The sequence below is a fragment of the Sulfitobacter sediminis genome (assembly GCF_040811725.1).
GTDB classification, from domain to species: Bacteria; Pseudomonadota; Alphaproteobacteria; order Rhodobacterales; family Rhodobacteraceae; genus Sulfitobacter; species Sulfitobacter sediminis.
In genome coordinates this window covers 42,153-67,908 of sequence record NZ_JBFNXX010000010.1, presented here as the reverse complement: position 1 = coordinate 67,908, position 25,756 = coordinate 42,153, and the positions used below count along the sequence as shown (strand labels likewise).

Genomic DNA, 25,756 nt, shown 5'->3' with positions numbered 1-25,756 from the left:
ATATCCGCGCCTTCCCGGCACACAAGTGCCGCAGCCACCGGGGGTTGCCCCTGACCCTGCGTCGGAGTATCGCATTCACGAAAAGGAATACCTGCATGATCGACGATACCCGCGCCAAGCGCAACGTGGCCGTGCTCGTGGCCGCACAGGCCTTTCTGGGCAGCCAGATCACCATGATCTTCGTGATCGGCGGCCTCGCCGGTCAGCAGCTTTCCCCCATCGTTTGCCTTGCCACCCTGCCGATCTCGATGATCGTTTTCGGCTCCATGACCACCGCGCCATGGCTATCGCCGCTCATGCAGCGCCACGGACGGCGCACGGGGTTCCTCATCGGCGCCTCGGGCGGCCTCATCGGTGCCGCGATCTGCGCCTATGCGCTCACGATCTCGAATTTCTGGGTCTTTCTCGTGGGCAGCTACCTCACCGGCATCTACATGTCCTCGCAGGGCTTTTTCCGCTTCGCCGCCGCCGACACAGCCTCGGACGCCTTCCGCCCCAAGGCGATCTCCTACGTCATGGCAGGCGGCCTCATCTCCGCCGTGATCGGCCCGCAGCTCGTCTCTGTCCTTACCGCCGGCCCTGACGCCACCGTCATGCGCTTCTTCCCGGTCTACCTCGCCGCGATGACGCTGAACGTTCTCGGCATGGCGCTCTTTTTCCTTCTGGACATCCCCAAGCCCCCGGTGCCCAGCGTCGACGCCCCCAAAGGCCGCAGCCGGATGGAGCTTCTCACCACCCCCCGCATCGCCGTCGCGGTGATCTGCGGCATGGTCTCCTACGCGCTGATGAACCTCGTGATGACCTCCACCCCGCTCGCCGTCGTCGGCTGCGGTTTTGCCGTCGCCGATGCCTCGAACGTGGTAACAAGCCACGTGCTCGCGATGTTCGCGCCTTCCTTCTTCACCGGTCACCTGATCGCCCGCTTCGGCGTGGAAAAGATCATGGGCCTCGGCATCGCCATCCTCGCCGCCGCCGGCGCCGTGGCGCTCAGCGGCGTGGACCTGCCGCATTTCTTTGTCGCACTCGTCCTCCTGGGTCTCGGCTGGAACTTCGGCTTCATCGGGGCGACCACCATGCTCGCCGGGGCCCACGCCCCGCACGAGCGCGGACGGATGCAGGGCCTGAACGACCTTTTGGTCTTCGGCGGCGTGACCTTCGCCTCGCTGGCCTCGGGCGGTCTGATGAACTGCTCGGGCGGCGATGCGGTCACCGGCTGGGCCGCCGTGAACATGGCGATGATCCCCTTCCTGATGCTGGCCGGAGCCTCGCTCATCTGGCTGGTCATGCGACCCAAGACCACGGCCGCCTGAATCCCTACCAGCGCCCCGTCAGCGCCCTGAAAGCCAGCTTCATCCGGTCCGCCTCGACCGGATCGGGCAACCTCCCCTCGGCAACCGCCACTGGATCGCGCGCCGCCGCCCGCAAGACCGGCTCCGCCGCCCCCACGTGCAGCAGGGCCGCCGGCGCGCCACTCGACACCTTCGCGCGGTCCTTGCGCGCAGACGCCAGCCGATCGAGCGCGCCTTCCGCCAGCCGCGCCACGCCGTCCCGCGTCCCATCCAAAAGCGGTATCCGCCCGCTCGCCTCCAACTCTGGAATCGCCCTGAGCCAGGCGGCAATCCCCGCCGCCACGGCGGCATCCCGCACCACGCGCTCCTCCGCCGTCCCCAGACGCCGCGCCGCGACCCAGGCCAGATGCCCCGCCGTCCGGTCCATGTACTCGGTGAAATGCCCCTCGTCCTCGAAGGCATCCTTGTAGACATCCCAACGCCTTGCGGCGACAAGCTCATCCAGCAGCCGGGCATCCTCCGCCGTCACCGCCGCCGCCAGAGGTGTCGCCACCTCGTGCCGCCTGACCGGTTTGCCCTCCGCAATCTCCTCGCAGACATCCCGCCACCACTGCAGCCGCATCTCGGCGATCATCGGCTCCTGCGTGACCCAGGGCGCGCGGGCCACCTCGACGTTGAAGGCATATAGCGGAAACAGCACCCGCCGCGCTGCGACCGGGGCCGCCATCGCCGCACGAAAGCGCCAGGGGTCCGCGCGTTCGACCAAGGCCGCGCAGGCGTTGAGGTCCGCGTCGAAACTCATGCAGGACGCGCGACCGTCAGCAGATAGCCAAAGGCATCCCGGTGCGCGCGCCAGACCGCAATTTCCTCTTCGGCCTCGTCCAGCACCTCCGTCAGCGCCGCATCCGCCCCCGCACGCAGCATCGCGATCCGCGCCTCGATCGGCTGGAAATAGGCCTCCCACGCCGCGTCCTGCAGCCGCCGCGTGCCCAGCACCTCGTAACCAGCCGCGCTCACCTTCTCCAACACGCCAGCCTCATCCGTCATCGTCGGGTACTCTGCCGCAAAGTAGGCCTGCGCCCGTTCAGGGCGCTGTTCGGTGAACCAGCAGGCCTCGGAAAAGGCGACAACACCGCCCGGCAGGATCGACTTGCGCCAGCCGCTCAGCGCTTCGGTCACGCCGAGAAAATAAACCGCCCCCGCGCACCAGATCAGATCGTACTGATTCTTGATCCGCGCCATATCCGCCCGCAGGATCGTCACACGCCCGTCACCCGCGTATCGCTCCCGCGCGGCCTCGACGAACTGCGCCGTCTTGTCGAGCGCGGTCACATGCCCCTCCGGTGCCACGCTCAGAAGAGATCCAATATCCGCCCCGGGGCCGCAGCCCACATCGGCCATCTGTGCGTTGCGGGGCGTGCCCGCGACACCCGCCGCCCATTCGATATCCGCAGGCTCCCCCGGCCCCTCCCGCGGCAAGTCGCGGTGAAGCGTGAAAAACGCGGTCATGTCCAGTCTTGGAGTATCATCGCTCACGCCGACTTCCCTCCCATGTCACGCACCAGCTTCCAGCGGATCGCATCGAGCAGCGCCTCGAAGGACGCGTCCACGATGTTCGCACTCACCCCCACGGTCGACCAGCGGTGCCCCTCGCCATCCTCGCTGTCGATGATGACGCGGGTGACAGCCTCGGTGCCGCCCTGCGTGATGCGCACCTTGAAATCCACCAGCCGCATATCCTCCAGCATGGCCGAATACTGCCCGAGGTCCTTCGCCAAAGCCTTCGCCAGCGCGTTCACCGGTCCCCGGTCGCTGCCCGCCGCATCCATCGACTCGCTGACCGAGAGGCGCTTCTCGCCATCGACCTTCACCACCACGACGGCCTCCGAGACGCTGATCATCTTGTTGTACTTGTTCTTGCGCCGCTCCACTGTCACCCGGTAGCGCTTGACCTCGAAGAAGTCCGGCATCTGCCCCAGCGCATCCCGCGCCAAGAGCTCGAAAGACGCCTGTGCCGTGTCATAGGCATAACCCTCAGCCTCCCGCGCCTTGACCTCTTCGAGGATGCGCCCCAAAGCCGGATCGCCCTTTTCGACCTTCAGCCCCGCCTCCGACAGCCGTTTGCGCAGGTTCGACTGGCCCGCCTGGTTCGACATCGGGATGATCCGCGCGTTGCCCACCAGTGCGGGGTCGATATGCTCGTAGGTCGACGGGTCCTTCAGGATCGCGCTCGCGTGCAGCCCCGCCTTGTGGGCAAAGGCCGAAGCCCCCACGAAAGCCGCCTGCTTGCGCGGCACGCGGTTGAGGATTTCGTCGAGCATCCGGCTGGTGCGCACAAGCCCTTTGAGCGCCTTGGCACTCACCCCCGTCTCGAACCGGCTGGCATAGGGTTCCTTGAGCATCAGGATCGGAATCAGCGCCGTCAGGTTGGCATTGCCGCACCGCTCTCCCAGCCCGTTGAGCGTGCCCTGCACCTGCCGCGCTCCCGCGTCTACGGCGGCAAGCGAACAGGCTACCGCGTTCTCCGTGTCGTCATGGGTGTGGATACCCAGCTTCTCCCCGGGTATCCCCGCGTCGATCACCGCCTTGGTGATCTCGTGCACCTCCGCCGGCAGCGTGCCGCCATTGGTGTCGCAGAGCACGACCCACCGCGCCCCCGCCTCCAGCGCCGTCTTGAGGCAGTCGAGCGCGTAACCGGGGTTCGCCTTGTAGCCGTCAAAGAAATGCTCCGCATCGAAGAGCGCCTCCCGCCCCGAGCCCACCAGATGCGCGATGCTGTCGCGGATCAGCCCGAGGTTTTCCTCCAGCGTGATCCCCAGCGCGGTCTCCACGTGGAAATCATGGGTCTTGCCCACGATACAGACCGATTGCGTCCCGGCGTTCAGCACGGCGGCCAGCACATCGTCGTTCTGCGCCGACATCCCCGGCCGCTTGGTCATGCCAAAGGCCGTCATCCGCGCCCGTGTCTGCGGTGCCGCGTCGAAGAACGCATTGTCCGTGGGGTTCGCCCCCGGCCAGCCGCCTTCGATGTAGTCGACGCCCAATGCATCGAGCGCCCGGGCGATCTGCTGTTTCTCCTCGGTCGAGAACTGCACGTCCTGCGTCTGCTGCCCGTCGCGGAGCGTGGTGTCATAAAGGTAGAGGCGTTCCTTGCTCACGGCAGCGCCCTCCGGTTAACCCGTTGTTTACCCGAATGTTTCGCGCGCGAAACAAATGCGGCGGCGGGTGCAGTGAACTGCACCTTACGCGACCCCCCGTAAGGTGGACGCCCCGTCCACCCCTGCCCGGCCAGACCGCTCACAACACCCCCTCCAGCTGCGCCCGGTCGAACCCCGGCGGGGCGGTCAGCTTGACGCCCTCCTTGCTCATCTGCACCTCGATCCCGGCAGCGACCAGCGCCGCCTTGATCCGGTCGACTTCCGCGAAATCCTTGGTCTCCATCGCGGTGGCCCGCGCATCCGCGAGGAAGGCTTCGAGGTCGGTCAGATCGAAGGCTTTCTCGACCGCCCATTCGGGAATTCTTTCATCGAGCAGCCCCAAGATACCCAGCGCCGCGCGCAAGCCGCCGATGTCGCCCTCGCCGCTCATCCGGTGGCATTCTGCCAGCACCCCGTGGGTGTTAAGGTCATCGGCCAGAAGCGCGATCACCGTCTGTGGAAGCTCTGCCGTCTCGGCCCCCGCCACCTGCTCATACCACTTGCGCAACACCTTCTCCGCCTCGGCCCGCTTCTTCTCGGTCCAGTCCATCGGCTTGCGATAATGCGTGGAGAGGAACACGAAGCGAATGACCTCCCCCGGCACCCCCTGATCCAGCAGATCGCGCACGGTAAAGAAATTGCCCAAGGACTTGGACATCTTCCTGCCCTCGACCTGCAGCATCTCGTTGTGCATCCAGAACCGCGCAAACCCGTGGCCTGCGCAACGCGACTGCGCGATCTCGTTCTCGTGGTGCGGAAAAGTCAGGTCATTCCCGCCGCCGTGGATGTCGAATGTCTCACCCAGCAATTCATGCGCCATGGCCGAGCATTCGATATGCCAGCCTGGACGCCCCCGGCCCCAGGGGCTGTCCCATCCGGGCGTGTCGTCGTCCGAGGGCTTCCAGAGTACGAAATCCATCGGGTCTTCCTTGAAGGGCGCCACCTCGACCCGCGCGCCCGCGATCATGTCGTCGACCGACCGCCCCGACAGCTTGCCATAGTCCGCATAGGACCGCACACGGAACAATACATGCCCCTCGGCGGCATAGGCGTGATCCTTAGCGATCAGATCCTCGATCATCGCGATCATCTCGCCGATATAGGCCGTCGCGCGCGGCATCGCGTCCTCGTGGCGCGCGCCCCGGATCGACGGCTCCAGCACGCCGACCGCCGCCATGTCGTCAAGATACCACTGCGTCGTCTCCGCCGTGATCTCGCTGATGGGCCGCCCGCTTTCCGCCGCCCGCGCGTTGATCTTGTCATCGACGTCGGTGAAGTTGCGCACGTATGTCACGTGATCGGCCCCATAGACATGGCGCAGCAGCCGGTAGAGCACGTCAAAGACAATCGCGGGCCGCGCGTTGCCGATATGGGCGCGGTCATAGACGGTGGGTCCGCAGACATACATGCGCACATCATCGGCGCGAATGGGCTCGAACACCTCCTTGCGGCGGGTCGCGGTGTTGTAAAGCTTGATCATCGTCATGGTTCATCCTCGCGGAAGGCTCCCGCGGGCTTGCCACATATCTATCTGAATGAAAACGACATGGATGACGGCCCGCGAGAAATCTCTCAGCAGGTAATTTCGCAGGTAATTGTGCACATCGTCATTGCCATGCCAGAGGCGTAGCCGATGCGGCCGCTGCCGGTCAACAGTTGATTGACGAATCAAGACGCCTCTGCGCCCCTGCCCGCCAATAACGGAGGGCGGCATGCAGGCATCGAAGCGGATAGAGAACCTTCTCGGCGGAGGTTCGGACGGCTGGGACGTGTTCAACAAGGCCCGCGCGATGATCGCTTCCGGCATACCGGTAACGGAGTTGACGATTGGCGAGCATGACATCCGCACCGCCGCGCCGATTCTTCAGGAAATGCACCGCTCGGCCATTGATGGGCATACCGGCTATGCCTCGATCCCCGGCGTGGCCGCCTTGCGGGACGCGGTGGCGGCGCGGGTGAGCACGATGACGGGGGTGCCGACGGCGCGCGAGAACGTGATGATCACGCCGGGCGGGCAGTCGGCCCTCTTTGCTGCGCATATCGCGGCCTGCGATCCGGGCGACCGGGCGCTTTACCTCGATCCCTACTATGCCACCTACCCCGGCACCCTGCGCGGTGCCAGCGCCGAGCCAGTGCGCGTTGAGACGCGGGCCGAAGACGCTTTCCAACCGCGCGCGGAAGACATTGCCGCGCATGCGGAGGGTGCTGCGTCGCTGCTGATCAACACGCCCAACAACCCTACGGGTGTCGTCTATTCGAAAAGAACATTGGAGGGCATCGCGCAGGTCTGCCGCGACCATGATCTCTGGCTGATCTCGGACGAGGTCTATGACAGCCAGGTCTGGGAGGGCGAACACCTCTCGCCTCGCGCCTTGCCCGGCATGGCCGAGCGGACGCTGGTGGTGGGCTCCATGTCCAAGAGCCACGCCATGACCGGCTCGCGCTGCGGCTGGGTCATCGGGCCGGCGGATGTGATCGGCCACCTGATCAACCTCGGCACCCATACGACCTACGGCGTCCCGGGGTTCATCCAGGATGCCGCCGTCTTTGCCCTGGGTCAGGGGCCGGGCTTCGAGGCGGAAATCGCAGAACCCTTCCGCCGCCGCCGCGCGCTGGCGCAAAAGGTTCTCGCGGCGCAGAACGCCGTGGCGCTGGTACCCTCGCAGGGGGCAATGTACCTCATGCTCGACGTCCGCAGCACCGGTATGAGCGGCGAGGATTTCGCGCTGGCGCTGCTGGAGAAACACCACATCGCCGTGATGCCCGGCGAAAGCTTCGGTCAGGCCGCGGCAGGCCATCTGCGCGTGGCCATGACCATCGAGGATCGGGCCTTCGAGGGCGCGCTGCGCACGCTCTGTGCCTTTGCCGAAAGCCTGATCTGAAACGGGAAAGGCCGGCACGCCAAACGCGCCGGCCTTCGCTGCTCTGCCACGTTCTCGGCGCGGTCCTCAGAACCGCAGCGAACCGCGCAGCGTGATCGTGGTGGCGTCGACATCGGCGCCCGCCGTGCCGCCCACGTCTTCGAAACGGTGTTCCAGAATCTCGGCACCGATGGTGTAGCGGTCGGTCACCCGGTAAGTGATCCCGAGACCCGCGAAGGGACCGGTTTCATCGCCGAGCGAGGTATCGGCACGCGCCACGCCCGCGGTGGCGTAGATCAGCGTATTGCCGAGGTCATAGCCGCCCTTGAGCTTCAGACGCGCGACCGAATCGAGCGTCTCCACCCCGCCGTTGAGATCAACGTCGGCCTGATCGTAGTCCAGTTCGCCGCCGAGGACGAAATCGCCGAAGTCGTAGTCATACCCCGCGTGAAAGCCGAAGATGCCATTGTCACCCTCCAGCCCCGCGTCGCCGTCGACATCGGCATAGCCAAGCTGCAGACCGGTGTAGAACCCGGTCCAGTCGCCGCTGACGGGCACCGCCACGGGCGGTGCGGCGACCGGCGTTTCCACGACGGGGTCCTGCAGGCTCCCTGCGAGGGCGCTGCCGCCGATGCTCATGCCGCCGAGCAGGGCGGCGATGCTCAGTGTCGCTTTGTAATTCATCATTCTGCTCCTTCCTTATCTTGTCGAGCGCTCAGTCTCTGCCCCGCCTTTTCCGGCGGGATCATCCGGGCAATCCCCGAGATAGTCGGAGAGTTCCAGGCTTTCACCTCACGGCCTTGCGATGGGCGGGAAGTTGCGCCGGAGGGCCTCGGACATCGGCCAAATCCAGCGCAGCAAGGGGTACGGGCCGGAGATCGGCGGAGTGCCGCCGGTGCCAGTGCTGCACCTGCACGGGTCGCAAACAGGCGGCGGTGGCGCAAACGGGACAGAATGTCGCGGCCCGGTTGCGCAGTTTCGATCAAAAGGGAACGCGGGATGAAAGCGGATATTTGCATCATCAGCAGGGTCAGCCGGACCATCGGTGCGGATCGCGGTCGCGCGGCGCGCGGCAGACCCCTGGCGGTTTGAACCGCCCCCCTTTCCCTGACCCTATCCGGACCATGACAATGACAGACCAGACCCCCTTGCGCAGTGGCGGCCGTGCCGCCCGTCGTGCGGCCCGCGCCAAGGCGCTGCCCGACCACATGCGCCCCATTCGCCCCGGCATGGAGGGCGGCACCTACAAACCCCTGACCGAAGCCGGCGTCGAGGCCATCCACCGCGCGGCGCTGACCGCGCTAGAAGAGATCGGCCTTGCCGATGCGCCGGAAACCGGCGTGGCGTACCTGACCGAGGCGGGTGCTGTGCAGGGGGATGACGGGCGCATCCGATTCCCTTCCGCACTTGTCGAGGACGCGCTGGCGCGCGCCAACCGGGCGGTGACGCTATTCGCCCGCGATCCCGCACATGATCTGGAACTCTCTGGTACCCGCGTCCACTACGGCACGGCGGGTGCGGCGGTGCATCTGGTGGATGTGGAGGACAACAGCTACCGCGAATGCGGTGTACAGGACCTGCACGATGCGGCGCGGATCACCGATACGCTCGACAACATCCACTTCCTGCAGCGTCCCATGGTCTGCCGCGACATCCCCGACAACCGCGAGATGGACCTCAATTCGATCTACGCCTGCTGCGCGGGCACGATGAAACATGTCGGCGTCTCCTTCACCGATCCCGACTTCGTGGCCAACGGGCTGGAATTGCTGCACATGATCGCGGGCGGCGAGGACAAGTGGCGCGAGCGGCCCTTCGTGTCGAACTCCAACTGCTTTGTTGTCCCACCGATGAAATTCGCCACCGAAAGCTGCCGGGTGATGGAGGAATGCATCAAGGGCGGCATGCCGGTGCTGCTGCTGTCGGCGGGCATGGCAGGGGCCACCGCGCCCTCGACCGTCGCGGGGGCCATCGTGCAGGCGGTCGCGGAATGCCTTGCGGGGCTGGTCTATGTGGACGCGGTCAAGCCGGGGCATCCGACGATCTTCGGCACATGGCCCTTCGGGCTCGACCTGCGGTCGGGCGCGATGACGGGCGGCTCGGGCGAACAGGCGCTGCTGACGGCGGGCTGTGCGCAGATGCACCATTTCTACGGGCTGCCGGGCGGCGCCGCTGGCGGGATCGCGGATGCGAAGATGCCCGACATGCAGGCGGGATGGGAGCAGATGTGCTCGAACGTCATGGCCGGACTTGCAGGGCTCAACATGGTTTACGAGGCGGCGGGCATGCATGCCTCGCTCCTGGGGTTCTGTCACGAATCGCTGATCCTGGGCGACGATCTGATCGGACAGGCGCTGCGCTGCGTGCGGGGGATCGAGGTGAACGACGAGACGCTGGCGCTCGACCAGATGCGCGAGGTCTGTCTGGGCGGGCCCGGTCATTACCTCGGCACCGAGCAGACGCTGAGCCGCATGGAGACGGATCACGTCTATCCGCGTCTGGGAAACCGGTCTTCGCCCAAGGAATGGGACGAGCTGGGCAAGCCCGAGCTGGTGCGCAATGCCACGGCCAAGAAGGAAGAAATCCTAGCGCAGCGGTCACGCGCGCGGTTCGATGCCGAAACCGATCGGGCGATCCGGGCGCGGTTCAACATTCACCTGCCCGCGTAAGGCACTGGAAACGCAATAAATGAGGCCCGGCGCTGGGGGTGCCGGGCCTCTTTCATGCGTTGCGGCGACGGCTGAACTGCCGCGCCCCCACCGCACCGCATGACCCCTACCCCTCGGAGGGCGCGGGCATCAGGCCCGCTTCCTGCGCGGCCTGCACCTCGCCATCGTCCAGCGCGCCATCCGCGTTCAGGTCCATGGCCGAGAACTGCTCGGCGGTGACATCGGGATAGACGGCCTGCACTTCCGTCGCGCTGAGGATGCCGTCGCCGTTGGCGTCCACTTCCGCGGCGCCTGCGCCCATGGCGAAGGCCGGCAGGCAGGAAGCCGCAAGGGCGGCGAAGGTCAGTTTGATCGTCTTGGTCATCTGGATACTCCCTTTCTGGGGTTTGGTTTGCTCGAAGGCTTTGCCGCCTTCACCCCGTCAGATGCCTGAGCCGCCGCTTCCATCCCGGCCGGCTGGCCCCCCTGCAGCGCGCCGCCGATGGGCGCTGTCGCGATGGGCAAGGCACCGCCCAAAAAGGGCCCTGCCGCGCGATCGGCGGAATCTCCCGCGGTGATTGCGAGCCGCAGGTGCGTCATCCTCCGCGCAAATGATCGGAGGTGACCATGAGCAAGATCGAGAGGAAGGATGGGCCCGGGACCCTGTCGGACCTCATGCCCAAGCTTCTGCGCCGCGCGCGCAGGCTGAGCGCCCGGTCCGAGGAGGCCGAGGACATGGCCCAAGAAACCGCGCTGCGGCTCTGGCAGGTGCTGGTCGAGAAGCGCCGCATCGAGGCACCCGAGCGCTATGCCATGACCATGCTGCGCAACATCGCGCGCCAGCGCTGGCGTGGCAGGCAGGTGACGGAGGAGCTGACCGAGGACATGGTCGAGGCCGCCCCCCTTGCCCCTGCCCGCATCGCCTGCGCGGAGCTTTGCGCGGCCATTGACAGGCTGCCCGAGGACCAGGCGTTGCTGATGCGGCTGGTGATGGGCGGCGAGACGAGCCCGCAGGTGCTGGCCCGGCGGCTGGGGCTGCCCGTGGGCACGGTGATGTCGCGACTGGGGCGAGCGCGGGCGCGGTTGCGGGTGGAGATTGGGCTGGAGGGGTCGGTGGTGGAGTTGCTTTGAACGCCTGGGCTGGTTGCGGGGGCGGACTGGGGCTCTGCCGTCGCCCATTGCGCTTGAGCAATGGCGCACAATGGGCAACCCCCGGGACTTTATATGGCCAGAAAGAGGGGCATGTCGGGGCAAAAGACAAACGGGAGAGCCGGGACATCGAAGCGTGTTTGGATGTCTCTTGCCTGTCAGTCATCCGGGCCGGGCTGAGACGCTTTGGCTAAAGGGGGGCTTGTCCGGTTTGGAGCAGTGAGAAGAAAAAACGGAGGACCGAAGCCCTCCGTTGAGTTTCGCCGTTCAGGCTCAATATGTTAACCGCTCGGTATTTTTTGCCTGCGGCCTGAACGTCGTCCAGAGCGAGCGCACCCGCTCCGTGTCCGTCGCCCCGCGTCGCGGGGCGACGAGTGGGTGGCAGCGTATCGCAACGCGATACGCGAGAACCCACCCGGTCTCAGTTGGAGCGCCTTTCAGCGCCCCGAAGTCCCTCAGCTACACCCCGACGTCCCGCCGCAGGTGTTGCACTTCATGCAGGTGCCGTTGCGCACCAGGGTGAAGTTGCCGCATTCGCCGCAGGCCTCGCCCTCGTAGCCCTGCATCTTGGCCTTGGTGCGTGCATCCAGCGTCACGGCTCCGGTAGCGACGGCGGTGGTCGCCGTCATCTCGGCAACGATGCCGCCCTGGCTCAGTTCCGGGGCGAGGCTTGCCGTTGCATCGATGCCCCCCTGCACCACCAGCAGCTCCTGCGGCAGGCGGTTGCGCAGATAGCCGGTCGAGCTGATCTGGCGCAGCACCTCCAGCGAGTTGGCGGCGGCGGTCTCGGACAGTTCGGAGACGTTGCCGACCGATTCTTCCTTCTCGCCCGCGCCGATGGCGTCGAAGGTGGCACCTTCGGGCTTCACATGGGCCAGATCCGTACGGTCGAGGTAGCTGACCGCCAGTTCGCGGAAGATATAGTCGAGGATAGAGGTCGCGTTCTTGATGCTGTCATTGCCCTGCACCATGCCCGCCGGTTCGAACTTGGTGAAGGTGAAGGCGTCGACGAATTCCTCCAGCGGCACGCCATATTGCAGGCCGACCGACACCGCGATGGCGAAGTTGTTCATCATCGCGCGGAAACCGGCACCTTCCTTGTGCATGTCGATGAAGATCTCGCCGAGGGAGCCGTCCTGATATTCGCCGGTGCGCAGGTAGACCTTGTGCCCGCCGACGATGGCCTTTTGCGTATAGCCCTTGCGGCGCTGGGGCATGCGTTCGCGGTGCGACTTGACGATCTCCTTGACGATGACCTTCTCGACGATCTTTTCGGCCAGCACGGCGGCTTTTTCCTGCGGCGTCCCGGTTTCGAGCGTTTCGGCTGCCTCGTCGTCGTCCTCCACCAGTGCTGCGGCCAGCGGCTGGCTCAGCTTGGAGCCGTCGCGGTAGAGCGCGTTGGCCTTGATGCCGAGGGACCACGACAACTCGTAGGCCTTCTGACAGTCCTCAATGGTGGCATCGTTGGGCATGTTGATCGTCTTGGAGATCGCGCCCGAGATGAAGGACTGGGCGGCCGCCATCATGTGGATGTGGCTGTCCACGCTGAGGAATCGCTTGCCCTTCTTGCCGCAGGGGTTGGCGCAGTCGAAGACGGCGTAGTCCTCGGTCTTGAGGTGCGGGGCGCCTTCGAGGGTCATGGTGCCGCAGACGTGGTCATTGGCGGCCTCGATGTCCTTGCGGGAGAAGCCGAGGGACTTGAGCAGGTCGAAGGTGGGGTCTTTCAGCTTTTCCTTGGGGATGCCCAGCACCCCGGTGCAGAACTCCTCGCCGAGCGTCCACTGGTTGAAGACGAAGCGGATGTCGAAGGCCTGCTTGAGCGCGGCGTCGACCTTGGCCAGCTCGTTCGGGCCGAAACCGTGGCCCATGAGCGTGGTGTGGTTGATGCCGGGCGCATTGCCGATGGTGCCATGGCCCACGGCGTAAGAGATGATCTCTTCGATCTGGGCGGAGCCGTAGCCGAGCTTTTCAAGGGCGGCGGGCACCGACTGGTTGATGATCTTGAAGTAGCCGCCGCCGGCGAGCTTCTTGAACTTCACGAGGGCAAAGTCGGGCTCGATGCCGGTGGTGTCGCAGTCCATGACGAGGCCGATGGTACCGGTAGGGGCGATCACGGAGACCTGCGCGTTGCGGTAGCCGTGCTTTTCCCCCAGCTTCAGCGCCTCGTCCCAGCAGGACATGGCCACGTCCACCAGACCCGGCTGCGGGCAGTTGTCGTGGTCGAGCGGCACGGGCTTCACCGCGAGCTTTTCATAGCCCTTGGTGCTGCCGTAGGCGGCGTTGCGGTGGTTGCGGATCACGCGGAGCATGTGCTCGGCGTTCTTGGCGTAGCCCGGGAAGGCGCCCAGCTCGCCCGCCATTTCGGCGGAAGTGGCGTAGGAGACGCCCGTCAGGATCGCCGTCAGGGCACCGCAGAGGGCGCGGCCCTCGTCGCTGTCGTAGCTGTAGCCCATGTTCATCAGCAGGCCGCCGATGTTGGCGTAGCCCAGGCCCAGCGTGCGGAAGTCGTAGGAGCGCTGTGCGATTTCCTGGGAGGGGAACTGCGCCATCAGCACGGAGATTTCCAGCGTCACGGTCCAGAGGCGCGTGGCGTGCATGTAGTCTTCGACGTTGAACGTGCCGTCCTCGAGGAAGGTGAGCAGGTTCATCGAGGCGAGGTTACAGGCGGTGTCGTCGAGGAACATGTACTCAGAGCACGGGTTGGAGCCGCGGATTTCGCCGTCTTCGGGGCATGTATGCCAGTCGTTCACGGTGTCGTGGTACTGAATGCCCGGATCGGCGCAGGCCCATGCGGCGTGGCCCACCTGCTCCCACAGGTCGCGGGCGCGCACGGTCTTGGCGATCTTGCCGGTGACGCGGTCGGTAAGTTCCCAATCGGCGTCCTTTTCCACGGCCTTGAGGAAGGCGTTGGTGACACGGATGGAGTTGTTGGAGTTCTGGCCGGAGACGGAGTTGTAGGCCTCGGAGTCCCAATCGGTGTCGTAGGTCGGGAATTCGATGCTGGTATGGCCCTGCTTGGCGTAATCCAGCACGCGCTTGATGTAAGTCTCGGGGATCGCAGCCTTTTTCGCGGCGCGGATCGCGGTTTTCAGCTGCTCGTTCTTGGCCGGATCGTAGGCGTCGGCCTCAAGACCGTCCCAGGCGCCGATGGCGGCGAAGATTTCGTTGAGCTGGCGCTCGTGCATCTTGGAGCCGGCGACAATACTTGCCACCTTCTGCTCTTCGAGCACCTTCCAGTTGATGAATTCCTCGATGTCCGGGTGGTCGGCGTCGACGATCACCATCTTGGCCGCGCGGCGGGTGGTGCCGCCCGATTTGATGGCGCCGGCCGCACGATCGCCGATCTTGAGGAAACCCATCAAACCGGACGACTTGCCGCCGCCCGACAGCTTCTCACCCGCGGCCCGCAGGGAGGAGAAATTGGTGCCCGTGCCCGAGCCGTACTTGAAGAGACGCGCCTCGCGCACCCAGAGGTCCATGATGCCGCCGTCACCGACGAGATCGTCCTGCACGGACTGGATGAAGCAGGCGTGCGGCTGGGGGTGTTCGTAGGAAGACTTGGAGCGGGTGAGCTTGCCGGTCTTGTAGTCCACATAGTAGTGGCCCTGCGCGGGGCCGTCGATGCCGTAGGCCCAGTGCAAACCGGTGTTGAACCACTGCGGAGAGTTCGGTGCGGCACGCTGCGAGGCAAGCATGTGGCGCATTTCGTCATAGTAGGCGCGGGCGTCTTCCTCGGTCGAGAAATAGCCACCCTTCCAGCCCCAGTACGCCCAGGCACCGGCAAGGCGGTCGAACACCTGCTTGGAGGAGGTTTCACCGCCCAGTTCCGCGCCTTCGTCGGCCTCGGAACGCCACAGGAATTCGGGCACGCCCTTTTCCTTCACCTTCTTCAGCTTCGAGGGCACGCCTGCCTTGCGGAAGTACTTCTGCGCAATCACGTCGCTGGCAACCTGGCTCCAGCTTGCGGGCACCTCGACGTTGTCGAGCTTGAAGACAACAGAGCCGTCGGGATTGCGGATTTCGGAGATCGTGTGGACGAAATCCAGGTCTGCATAGGCATCCTTGCCGGCCTTGGTGAATTTGCGTTCGATTTTCATTTGCGCTGCCTCTAGCTAACTGTCCTAATTTCCAGAGCGCCGCTTGCCTTTTTCGCAGCTTGCGCCCACCCCTTCCTTCGCCAAGCGGACACGGAAATCCCGTTCACCGACCCTCGAATGGGCGGTGTCCCTGCAGTTTCTGACTGAACTTGTGCCGTCTTTCCCCTGCGCCGTGCCCTGATGCTGCCCTTAGTGTTTACCACTACATGTTGTGGCAGCAACTTCAGCCCGCACAAATTGACGTATGTGCCCCCGATCGGTCAACGATCTTTTTAGGAAATTTTCGAATTCTTTTGGTTGACGCAGCGGGCATTTTTTGGTGCGGCCACCCTCGCATGATTCATGTGATTAATATCCCCAGAAGCATCCGCAGACCGGGCTGACAACCGCAGACGGAATAGTCGAGAGTTGCGGGGTGTTTAGGCCGATCCGCTCACCCAAAGCTTGAAGTTATCCACAGATTCCGATCGCCGGGATAAGGGAGGGGTGCCGGGTTGGAAATTTTTCGACGCGCGCCGGGAGATTTCACAAATCTGCAACACTCCAGCCCCGAAAGTGGACAGAATCAACGGACGGGAACCACTAGAGAAGGTGAGATTTGTCGGCGAAAATACCAGATATAGATAACGCGATGCGGAGGCAGCGTTTCAGATAATCACGCGCCGCTGTAGCGACCCGGTCCAAGCAGGATTCGATCAAGTGGTCGGAGCGAGAGGATTCGAACCTCCGACCCCCTGTACCCAAAACAGGTGCGCTACCAGGCTGCGCCACGCTCCGACTGGCGTCTCTTTAGACACATGTCCGTGGAAAGAAAAGCCCTTCGGTTGCCGATCTCAGCAGGGCCAGGCGGGGTCCCACGCCGCATGGGCGGGATGGCGGACAAGGCTGCCCTCGGTGATGCCGAGGCGCCGCGCGAGGCCGCCGTTGATCTCGAGCACGGTCAGGATGCCCCGGCCCCCGTCGATCGGCGTCTCGTCGAGGGGCACCGCCTCGTGATGGATGTGGCGCACGACGCCCTGGGGATCGATGAAAAGCACGTCGAGCGGGATCAGCGTGTTGCGCATCCAGAAACTGGCGCGGCGGGGGCGGTCGTAGACGAAATACATCCCCGCCCCCAGCGCCAGCTCCTCGCGGTTCATCAGGCCCTGTGCACGCTCGCTGTCGTCATCGGCGACCTCGACGCTGAAGCGCGCCGCACCCCAGTCCCCCTTGAGGATCACCGTCCCGGGTTCGCAGGTATCCTGTGCCGCAACTGCCGTGGCCGCGACGAAAAGCGACGCGATCAGCGGCGCGATCCGTCGTCCGGTCCGCCATGCCCTCCAAGCACCTTTTCCCATGCCTGTACCTCAACCGCCATGTTGCCCCGCTTACCCGCGATAACGCGCAGCGCCACCGCCTCGCCCGGCTGCAGGTCGGACAACCCGGACTTGCGCAGAATCTCTATGTGCACGAAGACATCTTCGGGCTTGCCGAAGACATTTGCAAAGCCGAAACCCTTGGTCTTGTCGAACCACTTGACGCGGGCGGGCTCGATCGGGACGTCGCGCAGCGCTTCGTCGTCCAGACCGGCGAGATCGGGTAGCGCCGCGGGTTCCGCCTCCCGGGGCGGATGAATGGCGACGACTTCGGCCGCCTGGACGCCGCGGCTGGTATTGTGAACCACCAGATCAACCCGCGCGCCGTCCGCAACCGAGCTTTGTCCGAAGTTCCGCAGGACATTCACGTGCAACAGAATGTCCGGCCCACCCCCATCCGCGACAACGAAGCCGAAGCCCTTCATCGGGTCGAACCATTTGACCACGCCGCTGACCGGCCTCTGGTCAAGGCCCGACATCATGCCATCGGCGGTGTTGCTTAGATCCTCAGCCACGTGTGCCCTTCGTTGTACTCTATCTCTTTTTCATCAATGCCGCGCTCGGCGCGGTTCTGGAATGGGTCATCGGGGTCATATTGTCGTCTAGGCAAATCAGGGGTTTAGGCGGGTCACATCCCAGTCGGAGCCGGGCGCGGTGCGGGTCCATCTGAAACGGTCGTGCAGGCGGTGCGCCCCGTCGGCCCAGAATTCGATCTCGACCGGGGTGATCCGGTAGCCGCCCCAGTAGGGCGGCCGGGGGGGATTGGGCCCCTTTGTCGCCGTGACCTTTGCGACTTCGGCCATCAGGGCCGCGCGGCTGCTCAGCGGTTGGGATTGTCGGGAGGCCCAGGCCCCAAGGCGGCTCTGGAGCCCGCGGCTTTTGTAATAGGCGTCGGCCTGCGGACCGTCCTCACGGGTCACGGTACCGCGCACGCGGATCTGGCGGCGCAGGGACTTCCAGTGGATGACGAAGGCGGCCTTCCCCGCCTGGTCGATCTCCTGCGCCTTCTTGCTTTCGTAGTTGGTGTAGAAGACGAAGGCATCCGCCTCGATCTCCTTCAGCAGCACCATGCGTATGTTGGGCAGGCCATCCGCATCGACTGTCGAAAGCGCGATGGCGTTGGGATCGTTGATCTCGGATTTCTCCGCCTCGGCATACCAGGTCTGCGCGATCACGAACGGGTCATCGCCCGCAAATATGCCTGATCGACCTGACATGATGTCCACCTGCCCCGAGAAACTGGCTGCCGCAAAAATGAAATAAAATGTTTCGTTACGCGCTACAGGAAAAGCACGGGCGCGACAACTAAAAGCTGAACATCAAAGAGAAAAAGTGGCCGTACGCGCGATGGCTGCCGCAGTTCCGGGCGCCACGTGCCGCAGCAGCCTTGATGGCCTGCACGCAATGGCCTAAACGAAAATGACGCAAAGACAGGGGGCACGCGGCCATGGCGAACGATCTGATGCAGGGCAAGAAGGGTCTTATCATGGGCCTTGCCAACGACAAGTCGATTGCCTGGGGCATCGCCCGCACGCTGGCGGATGCGGGGGCGCAGCTTGCCTTTTCCTACCAGGGCGAGGCGCTCAAGAAACGTGTCGATCCGCTGGCGGGCCAGTTGGGCAGCGACATCGTGCTGCCCTGCGACGTGGGTGACGAGGCGTCCATCGACGCGCTTTTCGCGGAGCTGGAAGAGCGCTGGGGCACGCTGGATTTCGTGGTCCACGCCATCGGGTTCTCGGACAAGAACGAGTTGCGCGGCCGCTACGTGGATACCAGCCGCGCGAATTTCGCCATGTCGATGGATATCTCGGTCTATTCCTTCACCGCTGTCATGCAGCGGGCCGAAAAGATGATGAAAGAGGGCGGCAGCGCGCTGACGCTGACCTATTACGGGGCCGAGAAAGTCATGCCGCATTACAACGTCATGGGCGTGGCCAAGGCGGCGCTAGAGGCGTCGGTGCAATACCTTGCCGAGGATCTGGGCAAGGACGGCATTCGCGTGAACGCCATCTCCGCCGGTCCGATCAAGACTTTGGCGGCCAGCGGTATCGGCGATTTCCGCTACATCATGAAGTGGAACGAGTACAATTCGCCCCTGCGCCGCAACGTGACCATCGACGACGTGGGCAAGGCTGCACTTTTCCTGCTGTCGGACCTTGGCAGCGGCACCACGGGTGAAAACCTGCACGTCGATGCGGGCTATCACGTGGTGGGGATGAAGGCGGTCGACGCCCCCGACATGGCCAAGGAATGAGCGTGAGCCTGACCCTCGTTGACCTTCTGGCCTTCAATGCGGTGCTGATCGCGGCGATCGCGGCGCCGGGGGCGGCGCTGCTCTATTTCGTCAAGACCACCGTGGCCTCGGGCCGCGCGGCGGGGATCGCCACTGGCTTGGGCCTTGGCACGGCAGCGGCACTCTGGACGCTGGCGGCGCTGCTGGGGCTGGAGGCGGTTTTCGCCCTCTTTCCCTGGACATACACGGCGCTCAAGCTCGGCGGGGCCGCCTATCTGATCTGGATCGCAGTGCAGACCTGGCGACATGCCCGCATGCCGCTGGGCGATGCCCCTGCCCCCCGTGGCCGGGCGGTTCTGTCGGGACTGCTGCTGAACCTCGGCAATCCGAAATCCATGCTCTTTGCCGCCGCCGTCATCGTCGTGGTCTTTCCGCAGGGTCTGGCACCTGCCGATATCGCGGTGATCACCCTGAACCACTGGCTGCTGGAGCTTGCCTTCTACGCCGGTTTCGCGCTGTTGCTGGACACCGGGCCGGCGCGGCGCGGCTATCTACGCCTCAAGCCGGTGCTGGACCGGGTTGCCGCCACCCTGCTCGGCGCGCTTGGCCTGCGCCTCATTCTGGAGAAATGACATGACGGATCGCCTGCCCCACGAGAAGGGCTTTCACATTTCCTGGGACCAGATCCACCGCGACAGCCGCGCGCTCGCCTGGCGGCTGGACGGCAAGGGTCCGGACAATGGCGCCTGGCGCGCAGTGGTGGCGATCACCCGGGGCGGCATGGCCCCCGCGATGATCGTGGCGCGCGAGCTCGATATCCGCACCGTCGATACGATTTCGGTGATGTCCTACCATTCGGGCGGCGGCAAGGCCGACCAGCGGCGCGAGGCGCAGGTGCTGAAGGGTCCGGATGAAAAGATGATGGGCGACGGCACCGGTATCCTGATCATCGACGACCTCGTCGACAGCGGCAAGACGCTGGAACTGGTGCGTCGCCTTTACCCGCAGGCGCATTTCGCAACCGTCTACGCCAAGCCCGAGGGCGAGCCGCAGGTCAATACCTTCATCACCGGCGTCAGCCAGGACACCTGGATTTTCTTCCCCTGGGACATGGCCCTGCAATACGTGGAACCCTATCGCGGACGGGACTGACGCCCGGATCGAAGCGCCCCCTCTCCTCTTTCTGGCCAGATAAAGTCCCCGCCGGAGGCACTCCCGCCCCCTCCAAAGGAGCCGACGCATGAGCATGCCGCGCACCGCCGCCACCTTCGCCCCGCCCGTGATGGAAGCCCGCCGCTGGCTGGAGGGTGTCACCCACCCCGCCGACTGCCCGCTGATGAACGTCAGCCAGGCCGCCCCCGTAGAGCCGCCCACGCGGGCCCTGCGCGAACATATCGCGCAGACCGCGCTCACCAGGGACGATGCGCATCTCTACGGGCCGGTCCTCGGCCTGCCCGCCCTGCGGGCGGAGCTCGCGGCGACGACAGCGCGCCTCTACGGAGGCGCGGTGGAGGAGGCGCAGGTCTGTATCACCTCGGGCTGCAATCAGGCCTTCGCGGCCGCGATTGCGATGCTCTGCGGCGAGGGGGATGAGGTTATCCTGCCAACCCCCTGGTATTTCAATCACAAGATGTGGCTCGACATGGCGGGGGTGCGCAGCGTGGCACTGCCCACAGGGCCCGACCTGCTGCCCGATCCGGACCGGGCGGCGGGCCTGATCACCAGCCGAACCCGCGCGATCACGCTGGTCACACCGAACAACCCGGCGGGCGTCGAATACCCCGCCGATCTGGTACAGGCCTTCTTCGATCTGGCACGCGCACGGGGTATCGCGCTGATCACCGACGAGACCTACCGCGACTTCGACAGCCGCTCCGGCCCGCCGCACGCGCTATTCCAGGACCCTGACTGGGACGACACGCTGATCCATCTCTATTCCTTCTCCAAGGCCTACCGGCTGACCGGGCACCGGGTGGGCGCGATGGTGGCAAGTGCCGCGCGGCTGCGGGAGGTGGAGAAGTTTCTCGATACCGTCGCGATCTGTCCCAGCCAGCTGGGCCAGCACGCAGCGCTCTGGGGGATGCAGAACCTCGGTCAGTGGCTGGCGGGAGAGCGGGACGAAATCCTCGCGCGCCGGGCGGCGATTGCCGAGAACATGCCCCGGCTTGCACCGCAGGGATGGGAGTTGCTGGGGCTGGGGGGATACTTTGCCTACATGCAGCATCCCTTTGCCGAAAGCTCCGCGGCACTTGCGCAGCGTCTGGTCAGGGACGCAGGGATCCTTTGCCTGCCCGGTACGATGTTCTGCCCCGAAGACGATCCCAGCGGTGCGCGGCAACTGCGCATCGCCTTCGCCAATCTGGACGGGCGAGGTATTTCACGGCTCTTTGAAAGGCTGGCGGCCCTGCCCGTGACCTGAGCCCTTGCCCCGACCCGCGGCAGCGCATAGACAAGCGCAAAGTCGCGACAGGAGGACGGCAGCGATGGCAAAAAGCGGGGGCATCGGCAAGACCGCGATGTGGGTTCTCATGGGTCTGCTGATCTTGGGTCTGGGCGGTTTCGGCGCGGTCAACCTCAGCGGCAACATCCGCAGCATCGGCACCGTCGGCAGCAAGTCGATCCCGGTGGACAGCTACGCGCGACAATTGCAGAACGAGATCCGCGCCATCGAACAGCAGACCGGCCAGCAACTGCCGTTCGCGCGCGCACAGGAGATCGGGCTGGACCGTGCGGTGCTGCAGCGGCTGGTGCGCAACCGCGCGCTCGATCACGAGGCAAGCGAGATTGGCCTGTCCATCGGGGACGCGGCACTGCGCGAGGAAATCCTTGCCATCAGCGCCTTTCAGGGTGTGAACGGGGAGTTCGACCGCGAGGCCTACCGTTTTGCGTTGCAACAGGGCGGGCTGAGCGAAGCGGAGTTCGAGACTTCCTTGCGGGAGGAGGCCGCGCGCACCTTGCTGCAGGGCGCGATCCTGGGCGGTGTGCGCATGCCCACGGCCTATGGCGAGACGCTGGTGAACTACGTGGGCGAGCAGCGCAGTTTCACCTGGAGCCTGCTGGACGAAAGCACCCTTGCCGCGCCCCTGCCCGAGCCCACCGATGCGGACCTGCGTGCCTTTTACGAGGCCAACGCCGATCTCTTCGTGCTGCCGGAAACCAAGCGCATCACCTACGCGCTCCTGACCCCCGATGCGCTGGTCGACGAGATCGAGGTGCCAGAGGACGAATTGCGCAGCGAATACGACGCGCGCGCCAATGAATACAACCAGCCCGAGCGCCGCCTTGTCGAGCGTCTGGTCTTCTCGGACGAGGCTGCAGCAGAACAGGCCGCCGCCAACCTCGAAGTGGGCGGCACGACCTTCCGCGCGCTGGTCGAGGACCGGGGACTGAGCCTGTCGGATATCGACCTTGGCGACGTGGGCCGGCTTGAGCTTGACGCGGCGGGTGAGGCGGTTTTCGCCGCCGAGGTGGGTGCCGTCGTGGGCCCGCTTCCCTCCCCGCTTGGCCCGGCGCTTTTCCGGGTGAACGGTATCCTGCCCGCGCAGAACGTCTCCTTCGAGGAGGCCCGCCCGGCGCTGCAGCAGGAACTGGCGATCAGCCGCGCCGTCCGCGCGGTCGAGGCGCGGGCCGAGGAATTCGACGACCGCCTCGCGGGCGGTGCAACGGTCGAGCAACTGGCCGAGGAAACCCAGATGGAACTGGGCCGGATCGACTGGACGCCCGAGACCGACGAGGGCATCGCGGCCTACAATGACTTCCGGGAGGCGGCGAGCGCGCTGAAGATCGGCGATTTCCCCAAGATCGAGCAGCTGGACGACGGCGGCATCTACGCGATGCGGCTTGACGAGGAACTGCAGGAACGCCCCAACCCCTTCGAGGATGCGCGCGACGACGTCCGGGCGGCATGGGAGGAAGAGCAGGTTGTCACCGCGCTGAGCGCGCAGGTCAACGATCTGATCGGCACGCTGGTCACCGAAGGCGCTTTCGAGGCCGCGGGCCTTGATGCGATCGTCGAGACGGACATGACCCGCGATGCCTTCGTTGACGGGACGCCTCCGGGCTTCATGGCCGAGGTTTTCGAGCTGGAGGCGGGCGGCGTGGCCGTTCTGCCCGGTGAAGGCTCCGTTGTGGTGGTGCGCCTTGATGAGATCACGCCCGCCTCCGAGGATGCGCAGAGTGCCGCGCTGCTGGCGCAGTTGAACGCGCAGCTGAACCAGACTCTGGCGGCGGATCTGTTCAACATCTACGCCGATGACGTGGTGCGCCGCGCCGGGCCGCAAGTCGATCCGCGCGCGCTGCAGGCCGTGCATGTGAACTTCCCCTAAGGGCATCCCATGGCGCTGACCCCGGATTTCGACACTTTCGCCAGCGGCTATGCCGAGGGGCGCAACCAGATCGTCTACACGCGGCTTGCCGCCGATCTGGATACGCCCGTCTCGCTGATGCTGAAGCTGACGGGGGCGGCGGAGAATGCATTCGTGCTGGAATCCGTGACCGGCGGCGAGGTGCGGGGACGGTATTCGATCATCGGGATGAAGCCGGACCTGATCTGGCGCTGCCGGGGCGAGACATCGGCCATCAACCGCGCCGCGCGCTACGATGCGGAGGCGTTCGAGGAGGCGGACGGCAACCCTTTGGATGTGCTGCGCGCGCTGATCGGGGAAAGCCGGATTGATTTGCCAGAAGATCTGCCGCAGGCGGCGGCGGGCCTGTTTGGCTATCTCGGCTATGACATGATCCGGCTGGTAGAACACCTGCCGGATGTGAACCCCGACCCCTTGGGTCTGCCCGATGCGCTGATGCTGCGGCCCTCGGTTGTTGCCGTGCTGGACGGGGTGAAGGGGGATGTCACGATCGTGTCGCCCGCATGGGTGTCGGACGGGCAGACCGCGCGCGCGGCCTATGCACAGGCCGCCGAGCGGGTGATGGACGCGGTGCGCGATCTGGAGCGGGCGATGCCGGGCACCTCGCGCGATCTGGGCGATGCCTCGGAAGCGCCGCCGCCGGTCAGCAACTTTACCCGCGAGGGCTACAAGGCCGCCGTGGAAAAGGCGCGCGACTACATCGTGGCGGGCGATATCTTTCAGGTGGTGCCTTCCCAACGCTGGGCGCAGGAATTCCGGCAACCGCCCTTTGCGCTCTACCGCTCGCTGCGGCGGACGAACCCGTCGCCTTTCATGTTCTACTTCAACTTCGGCGGCTTCCATGTCGTGGGGGCGTCGCCGGAAATCCTTGTGCGGGTCTTCGGAAACGAGGTCACGATCCGGCCCATCGCGGGCACGCGGCCCCGCGGGGCGACACCCGAGGAAGACCGGGCGCTGGAGGCCGACCTGCTGCTCGACGAAAAAGAACTGGCCGAACACCTCATGCTGCTTGATCTGGGGCGCAACGACGTGGGGCGCGTGGCCAAGATCGGGACGGTGCGGCCGACCGAGGAATTCATCGTGGAGCGGTATTCGCACGTGATGCACATCGTGTCGAACGTGTTGGGTGAATTGCGCGAGGATTGCGACGCGCTGGACGCCTTCTTTGCCGGGATGCCCGCCGGGACCGTCTCGGGCGCGCCCAAGGTGCGGGCGATGGAGATCATCGACGAGCTGGAGCCGGAAAAGCGCGGCGTCTATGGCGGCGGCGTCGGCTATTTCAGCGCGGGCGGCGACATGGACATGTGCATCGCGCTGAGGACCGCTGTGATCAAGGACGACACGCTTTACATCCAGGCGGGCGGTGGCGTGGTCTATGACAGCGATGCAGAGGCCGAGTACATGGAAACCGTCCACAAGTCCGGCGCGATCCGGCGCGCGGCAGCGGATGCCGCGCGCTTTGACGGCTCGGGGCGGAACTGACCCATGACAGCCCCGCGCCCCGGTTTCGAGCTTGCAGGCAAGACCGTCGCACCCGGCACCGTCAAGGACATTACCCTGCCCGTCTCGATCCTGCCGGATCACACGCCCGTCGGCCTGCAGGTGCAGGTGCATCATGGCAAGAAGCCGGGACCGACGATGTTCGTGAGTGCTGCCGTGCACGGCGACGAGGTGATCGGGGTCGAGATCGTGCGGCGGCTGTTGCGTGCGCCGCAACTGAGCTCGCTCAGGGGCACGCTGCTGGTGGTGCCGGTGGTCAATTCCTACGGGTTTCTCTCGCACTCGCGCTACCTGCCGGACCGGCGCGATCTGAACCGCTGTTTTCCTGGGCATCCCTCGGGCTCGCTGGGATCGCGACTGGCCTACAAGTTTCTCAACGACATCGTGCGGCGCTGCGATTTCGGGATCGACCTGCATTCGGCAGCGATCCACCGCACCAATCTGCCGCAGGTGCGCGTGTCGCCCGGGGACCGGGTGACGCGGAAGATGGCGATGGACTTCGGCGCGCCCGTGGTGCTGACCTCCCCCTTGCGGGACGGATCGCTACGCGGGGTGGCGGCCAAGCACGGGGTGCCGATTATCCTCTATGAAGCGGGCGAAGGGCTGCGTTTCGACGAGATGGCGGTGCGCGCGGGCGTGGCGGGCATCCTGCGGGTGATGCGCGGGCAGGAGATGCTGCCCGCCAAGGGGATCGCGAAGGCCAAGGCGAGCCCGCACATCTGCAGCAGTTCGGCCTGGCTGCGCGCCCCTGCGGGCGGGCTTTTGCGGACCTTCCGGGCGGAGGGAGAGTTCGTGTCCAAGGGCGATGTGCTGGCCACCGTGTCGGACCCCTTCGGCGCTGTGGAGACCGACCTTGTCGCCCCCGGCCCCGGTGTGCTGATCGGGCGGGCGATCCTGCCCGTGGTGAACGAGGGCGACGCGGTCTTTCATTTGGCACAGGTGAGCCCCAAGGCCAGCGAGGGGACCATTGACGACCTCGCGAGCCAGCTCGAGACCGATCCGCTGTTCGACGAGGACGAGATCATCTGAGCGTTGCCGGCAGGCGGCCGTCGCCTATCTCCGT

Annotated in this window: 21 protein-coding genes and 1 tRNA gene; 11 read left to right on the top strand and 11 right to left on the bottom strand. The window is 65.4% G+C overall.

The features are described from left to right. The first annotated feature begins 95 nt into the window (after window positions 1-95). Window positions 96-1,310, top strand: a complete 1,215-nt coding sequence (locus AB2B41_RS13910) for an MFS transporter (protein WP_367878409.1) — start codon at window positions 96-98, stop codon at window positions 1,308-1,310. Between the two features lie 4 nt (window positions 1,311-1,314). Here the strand turns inward: AB2B41_RS13910 and AB2B41_RS13905 are convergent, their stop codons facing one another. The 4 genes from AB2B41_RS13905 to cysS form a co-directional block, all read right to left on the bottom strand. Further along, window positions 1,315-2,091: a squalene/phytoene synthase family protein gene (locus AB2B41_RS13905; protein WP_367878408.1), complete on the bottom strand. Its 777-nt coding sequence runs from the start codon at window positions 2,089-2,091 to the stop codon at window positions 1,315-1,317. After that, entirely contained in the window at window positions 2,088-2,825 is a 738-nt protein-coding gene (locus AB2B41_RS13900) for a class I SAM-dependent methyltransferase (protein ID WP_367878407.1), read from the bottom strand. Before AB2B41_RS13900 ends, AB2B41_RS13905 begins: the two co-directional genes overlap by 4 nt. Beyond that, entirely contained in the window at window positions 2,822-4,447 is a 1,626-nt protein-coding gene (gene cimA, locus AB2B41_RS13895; RefSeq protein ID WP_367878406.1) for a citramalate synthase, read from the bottom strand. The genes AB2B41_RS13900 and cimA overlap by 4 nt, the downstream gene beginning before the upstream one ends. 139 nt (window positions 4,448-4,586) lie before the next feature. After that, complete coding sequence (cysS, locus tag AB2B41_RS13890; RefSeq protein ID WP_367878405.1) at window positions 4,587-5,972, bottom strand: cysteine--tRNA ligase; 1,386 nt, start codon at window positions 5,970-5,972, stop codon at window positions 4,587-4,589. A gap of 226 nt (window positions 5,973-6,198) precedes the next feature. On the opposite strand from cysS, the gene AB2B41_RS13885 reads away from it, so the two are divergent. Then, window positions 6,199-7,368: a pyridoxal phosphate-dependent aminotransferase gene (locus tag AB2B41_RS13885; protein ID WP_367878404.1), complete on the top strand. Its 1,170-nt coding sequence runs from the start codon at window positions 6,199-6,201 to the stop codon at window positions 7,366-7,368. Between the two features lie 66 nt (window positions 7,369-7,434). Here the strand turns inward: AB2B41_RS13885 and AB2B41_RS13880 are convergent, their stop codons facing one another. Next, on the bottom strand, window positions 7,435-8,031 hold the full coding sequence (locus AB2B41_RS13880; protein WP_420014298.1) for an outer membrane protein: 597 nt from the start codon (window positions 8,029-8,031) through the stop codon (window positions 7,435-7,437). Between the two features lie 446 nt (window positions 8,032-8,477). Between AB2B41_RS13880 and AB2B41_RS13875 the strand changes: the two genes are divergently transcribed. Continuing rightward, window positions 8,478-10,016 carry a trimethylamine methyltransferase family protein gene (locus tag AB2B41_RS13875; protein ID WP_367878506.1) on the top strand — a complete coding sequence of 513 codons (1,539 nt, stop codon included), beginning with the start codon at window positions 8,478-8,480 and terminating at the stop codon, window positions 10,014-10,016. Between the two features lie 106 nt (window positions 10,017-10,122). Here the strand turns inward: AB2B41_RS13875 and AB2B41_RS13870 are convergent, their stop codons facing one another. Beyond that, a complete protein-coding gene (locus AB2B41_RS13870; protein ID WP_367878402.1) occupies window positions 10,123-10,380 on the bottom strand; it encodes an EF-hand domain-containing protein in 258 nt (85 codons plus the stop codon). Between the two features lie 242 nt (window positions 10,381-10,622). On the opposite strand from AB2B41_RS13870, the gene AB2B41_RS13865 reads away from it, so the two are divergent. Then, window positions 10,623-11,126: an RNA polymerase sigma factor gene (locus AB2B41_RS13865; RefSeq protein ID WP_367878401.1), complete on the top strand. Its 504-nt coding sequence runs from the start codon at window positions 10,623-10,625 to the stop codon at window positions 11,124-11,126. A 473-nt stretch (window positions 11,127-11,599) separates the two neighbouring features. Here AB2B41_RS13865 and AB2B41_RS13860 read toward each other — a convergent pair whose 3' ends face one another. The 5 genes from AB2B41_RS13860 to pdxH all read right to left on the bottom strand — a co-directional run bounded on the left by AB2B41_RS13860 (window position 11,600) and on the right by pdxH (window position 17,813). Then, a complete protein-coding gene (locus tag AB2B41_RS13860; protein ID WP_367878400.1) occupies window positions 11,600-15,241 on the bottom strand; it encodes a vitamin B12-dependent ribonucleotide reductase in 3,642 nt (1,213 codons plus the stop codon). A gap of 700 nt (window positions 15,242-15,941) precedes the next feature. Further along, window positions 15,942-16,018 (bottom strand) — tRNA-Pro (locus AB2B41_RS13855). Window positions 16,019-16,074: 56 nt separating this feature from the next. Then, entirely contained in the window at window positions 16,075-16,578 is a 504-nt protein-coding gene (locus AB2B41_RS13850; protein WP_367878399.1) for a DUF192 domain-containing protein, read from the bottom strand. Next, a complete protein-coding gene (locus tag AB2B41_RS13845) occupies window positions 16,524-17,111 on the bottom strand; it encodes a cold-shock protein (protein ID WP_420014297.1) in 588 nt (195 codons plus the stop codon). Before AB2B41_RS13845 ends, AB2B41_RS13850 begins: the two co-directional genes overlap by 55 nt. A gap of 96 nt (window positions 17,112-17,207) precedes the next feature. Next, a complete protein-coding gene (gene pdxH, locus AB2B41_RS13840; protein WP_367878398.1) occupies window positions 17,208-17,813 on the bottom strand; it encodes a pyridoxamine 5'-phosphate oxidase in 606 nt (201 codons plus the stop codon). Window positions 17,814-18,043: 230 nt separating this feature from the next. On the opposite strand from pdxH, the gene fabI reads away from it, so the two are divergent. From fabI to AB2B41_RS13805, 7 genes are all read left to right on the top strand, one after another. Beyond that, window positions 18,044-18,850 carry an enoyl-ACP reductase FabI gene (fabI, locus tag AB2B41_RS13835; protein ID WP_367878397.1) on the top strand — a complete coding sequence of 269 codons (807 nt, stop codon included), beginning with the start codon at window positions 18,044-18,046 and terminating at the stop codon, window positions 18,848-18,850. A gap of 2 nt (window positions 18,851-18,852) precedes the next feature. After that, on the top strand, window positions 18,853-19,461 hold the full coding sequence (locus AB2B41_RS13830; protein ID WP_420014296.1) for a LysE family transporter: 609 nt from the start codon (window positions 18,853-18,855) through the stop codon (window positions 19,459-19,461). 1 nt (window position 19,462) lies between these two features. Beyond that, window positions 19,463-19,981: a xanthine phosphoribosyltransferase gene (gene gpt, locus AB2B41_RS13825; protein WP_367878395.1), complete on the top strand. Its 519-nt coding sequence runs from the start codon at window positions 19,463-19,465 to the stop codon at window positions 19,979-19,981. Between the two features lie 88 nt (window positions 19,982-20,069). Further along, a complete protein-coding gene (locus AB2B41_RS13820; RefSeq protein ID WP_367878394.1) occupies window positions 20,070-21,248 on the top strand; it encodes an aminotransferase in 1,179 nt (392 codons plus the stop codon). A 64-nt stretch (window positions 21,249-21,312) separates the two neighbouring features. Then, the gene (locus tag AB2B41_RS13815) at window positions 21,313-23,154 is read left to right on the top strand and encodes a peptidyl-prolyl cis-trans isomerase (RefSeq protein WP_367878393.1); all 1,842 of its coding nucleotides are present in this window, start codon (window positions 21,313-21,315) and stop codon (window positions 23,152-23,154) included. A gap of 9 nt (window positions 23,155-23,163) precedes the next feature. After that, window positions 23,164-24,675: an anthranilate synthase component I gene (gene trpE, locus AB2B41_RS13810; RefSeq protein WP_367878392.1), complete on the top strand. Its 1,512-nt coding sequence runs from the start codon at window positions 23,164-23,166 to the stop codon at window positions 24,673-24,675. Window positions 24,676-24,678: 3 nt separating this feature from the next. After that, on the top strand, window positions 24,679-25,722 hold the full coding sequence (locus AB2B41_RS13805) for a succinylglutamate desuccinylase/aspartoacylase family protein (RefSeq protein ID WP_367878391.1): 1,044 nt from the start codon (window positions 24,679-24,681) through the stop codon (window positions 25,720-25,722). The last annotated feature ends 34 nt before the right edge of the window (window positions 25,723-25,756 follow it).

Excerpts from the sequence above, each read along its gene's own strand:
- AB2B41_RS13910 (WP_367878409.1), top strand. The coding sequence starts at position 96 with ATGATCGACGATACCCGCGCCAAGCGCAACGTGGCCGTGCTCGTGGCC.
- AB2B41_RS13905 (WP_367878408.1), bottom strand. The coding sequence starts at position 2,091 with ATGAGTTTCGACGCGGACCTCAACGCCTGCGCGGCCTTGGTCGAACGC.
- cysS (WP_367878405.1), bottom strand. The coding sequence starts at position 5,972 with ATGACGATGATCAAGCTTTACAACACCGCGACCCGCCGCAAGGAGGTG.
- AB2B41_RS13885 (WP_367878404.1), top strand. The coding sequence starts at position 6,199 with ATGCAGGCATCGAAGCGGATAGAGAACCTTCTCGGCGGAGGTTCGGAC.
- AB2B41_RS13880 (WP_420014298.1), bottom strand. The coding sequence starts at position 8,031 with ATGAATTACAAAGCGACACTGAGCATCGCCGCCCTGCTCGGCGGCATG.
- AB2B41_RS13875 (WP_367878506.1), top strand. The coding sequence starts at position 8,478 with ATGACAGACCAGACCCCCTTGCGCAGTGGCGGCCGTGCCGCCCGTCGT.
- AB2B41_RS13870 (WP_367878402.1), bottom strand. The coding sequence starts at position 10,380 with ATGACCAAGACGATCAAACTGACCTTCGCCGCCCTTGCGGCTTCCTGC.
- AB2B41_RS13865 (WP_367878401.1), top strand. The coding sequence starts at position 10,623 with ATGAGCAAGATCGAGAGGAAGGATGGGCCCGGGACCCTGTCGGACCTC.
- AB2B41_RS13860 (WP_367878400.1), bottom strand. The coding sequence starts at position 15,241 with ATGAAAATCGAACGCAAATTCACCAAGGCCGGCAAGGATGCCTATGCA.
- AB2B41_RS13850 (WP_367878399.1), bottom strand. The coding sequence starts at position 16,578 with ATGGGAAAAGGTGCTTGGAGGGCATGGCGGACCGGACGACGGATCGCG.
- pdxH (WP_367878398.1), bottom strand. The coding sequence starts at position 17,813 with ATGTCAGGTCGATCAGGCATATTTGCGGGCGATGACCCGTTCGTGATC.
- fabI (WP_367878397.1), top strand. The coding sequence starts at position 18,044 with ATGGCGAACGATCTGATGCAGGGCAAGAAGGGTCTTATCATGGGCCTT.
- gpt (WP_367878395.1), top strand. The coding sequence starts at position 19,463 with ATGACGGATCGCCTGCCCCACGAGAAGGGCTTTCACATTTCCTGGGAC.
- AB2B41_RS13820 (WP_367878394.1), top strand. The coding sequence starts at position 20,070 with ATGAGCATGCCGCGCACCGCCGCCACCTTCGCCCCGCCCGTGATGGAA.
- AB2B41_RS13815 (WP_367878393.1), top strand. The coding sequence starts at position 21,313 with ATGGCAAAAAGCGGGGGCATCGGCAAGACCGCGATGTGGGTTCTCATG.
- trpE (WP_367878392.1), top strand. The coding sequence starts at position 23,164 with ATGGCGCTGACCCCGGATTTCGACACTTTCGCCAGCGGCTATGCCGAG.
- AB2B41_RS13805 (WP_367878391.1), top strand. The coding sequence starts at position 24,679 with ATGACAGCCCCGCGCCCCGGTTTCGAGCTTGCAGGCAAGACCGTCGCA.